The sequence below is a fragment of the Kribbia dieselivorans NBRC 106261 genome (genome assembly GCF_001552435.1).
Classification (GTDB): Bacteria; Actinomycetota; Actinomycetes; order Actinomycetales; family Dermatophilaceae; genus Kribbia; species Kribbia dieselivorans.
In genome coordinates this window covers 1-2348 of sequence record NZ_BCRE01000124.1, presented here as the reverse complement: position 1 = coordinate 2348, position 2348 = coordinate 1, and the positions used below count along the sequence as shown (strand labels likewise).

Annotated in this window: 2 protein-coding genes and 1 pseudogene; 2 read left to right on the top strand and 1 reads right to left on the bottom strand. The window is 69.3% G+C overall.

The features are described 5' to 3' along the window. Positions 1-180: pseudogene (locus tag KD1_RS10915) on the bottom strand (D-alanyl-D-alanine carboxypeptidase/D-alanyl-D-alanine endopeptidase); the annotation flags it as partial. Positions 181-315: 135 nt separating this feature from the next. Between KD1_RS10915 and KD1_RS16290 the strand changes: the two are divergent. Continuing rightward, a complete protein-coding gene (locus KD1_RS16290) occupies positions 316-1032 on the top strand; it encodes an inorganic diphosphatase (RefSeq protein WP_157073308.1) in 717 nt (238 codons plus the stop codon). Positions 1033-1461: 429 nt separating this feature from the next. Further along, positions 1462-2286: a PDDEXK family nuclease gene (locus KD1_RS10905; protein WP_157073307.1), complete on the top strand. Its 825-nt coding sequence runs from the start codon at positions 1462-1464 to the stop codon at positions 2284-2286. Positions 2287-2348 lie beyond the last annotated feature (62 nt).

The window sequence follows — 2348 nt, the reverse complement described above, 5'->3', positions numbered from 1 at the left end:
GGCGTTCGGGATCGCGGCCGGGAGGGCGGGCTGGCCCGGCGCGGCCGGAGCGTCGAGGCGAGGGCTGGCCTGCGCGGCGGTGGTGAGGATTCCGGGCACGCGATCGGTGGCGTCGGCCCAGACGTAGGCCCCGCCGGCGAGCACGATGACCGCGGTGGTTCCGGCCAGGACACGGCGCACTCGTGAACCCCCTGCACATTGCGAGCAAGAAACGTGGAAACTAGGTTCGTCAGCCTAGGCCATCTGATGACCTGGACTTGGAACCCCGCCCACGGCGCTGCGAGCACCGCGGCACAGACACGAGAAGAGGATGACGTGGAGTTCGACGTCACGATCGAGATCCCCAAGGGTCTGCGCAACAAGTACGAGGTCGACCACAAGACGGGTCGTATCCGCCTCGACCGGCTCCTGTTCACCTCGATGGCCTACCCGAGCGACTACGGCTACGTCGAGGACAGCCTCGGTGAGGACGGCGACCCGCTGGACGCCCTCGTGCTGCTCGACGAGCCGACCTTCTCCGGCTGTGTCGTGCGCGCCCGCCCGATCGGGATGTTCCACATGCGTGACGAGGCCGGCGGCGACGACAAGATCCTGTGCGTGCCGGCCGGGGACCCGCGCAAGAGCCACATCACCGAACTCGACCACGTCAGCGAGTTCGACCGCCTGGAGATCCAGCACTTCTTCGAGACGTACAAGGACCTCGAGCCCGGCAAGTCGGTCGAGGGTGCGCACTGGCTGGGTCGCGAGTCGGCCGAGCGTGTCATCGAGGACTCGTTCGCGCGCGCCAAGGGCGCCGGCGTGACGACGCTGCGCTGGCCGCTGCCCGGTGGTCACGAGGGCATCGATCACGACTTCACCGTGCCGCGCTCCGAGGAGGAGTTGGAGGCCGCGCGCCAGAGCGCCCTCGAGGAGCTCGCCACCCCGGACAACCCGCTGCACGACGAGCCGCAGCGCTCGGTGGCACCGGCCGACGAGGAGGAGACCCCGCTGCAGGCGAAGATCCGCGCGGCCATGGAGGCCAAGCAGGGCTGACCCGCCCCCCTCGCCCCCTCGCCCCCTCGCCCCCTCGCGGTTCGAGGTATTAGCGACCGTTACAGCGGTCCCTTTTACCTCGAACCAGGGCAAGCCCCCAACGGTTCGAGGTATTGGCGACCGTTCCAGCGGTCCCTTTTACCTCGAACCGTTGGGGGCGAGACGGAGGCGCGAGGCGCGGCAATTTCTCCACAGGCGACACTGACCGCGACCCGCCGTCCACAGCAGCGACGTGAGGCCTGACGCCACCCCGCCGACTCGGATCATCGTGTCCGCATGCGCGCCCCAGTTTCGACCGCTGATGCCCCTCCATCGACGATTTCCCGTGACCCCCGCCGCCGAGACCCCTTGGCTCAGCACACCCGGGCCACCCGCGCCGCAGCCGACCAGTTCGGTGTCCTGTCGCGACGGCAACTGAGCCTCCTGGGGGTGGACCGTCGAGCCATCGCACGTCACGTCCAAGCCGGCCGGTGGCGCACCCATGGCTCGCAGACGGTGGCGGTCCACACCGCCGGTCTGAGCGTTGAGGCCCAGTGGCATCGAGCCGTCTGGGAGGTGGGCGAGCGCATCGCCGTGCTCGACGGGGTCTCCGCACTCGCGGCAGCTGGGCTCCGCGGCCTTGACGACACGTTCGTCCACGTCTCGGTCCCGCACACTGCGACCGTCGACCCGATTGACGGAGTCGTGATCCATAAGGTCATCCGACGGGTCTCCGGTGAGCAGACCGGTTGGCCCGTCGCACGCACCACTCCCGCAGTGGCGGCGATTCGGGCGGCGCACTGGGCAGTCAGCGATCGGCAGGCAGCGTTGTTCCTCGTCATGCCGGTGCAACAACGACTCACGACCGGAGCGCGGCTGCTCGAGACCGCGAAGATCGTGCGGGGTCGCACACGGCGGGCGTTCATCCCGCGGGTCTGCGCCGATATCGCGGGCGGTGCGCAGGCGCTGGGCGAACTCGACTTCGCGCTGCTGTGTCGCCAGGCCGGGCTGCCCGAACCCGAGCGGCAAGTGGTGCGCGCAGGTCCGGAGGGGCGCATTTACCTCGATGTGCGCTGGCCATGCGGCCTCGTTGTCGAGATCGATGGCGCCGGGCATCAGTTCGGGCTCGCCCCCACCGACGACAACCTGCGGCAGAACGCGGTCACGCTCGGCGGAGACCTCGTGCTGCGCTTCGACTTGTTGGCCCTGCGCGTGTTCCCGGATCAGGTGGTCGCTCAGGTGCGGCAAGGACTCGCCCGCGCCGGCGGCCTCTGACCGCCCTCCCCTCCCCGGTTCGAGGTATTACCGACCGTTGCAGCGGTCCCTTTTACCTCGAA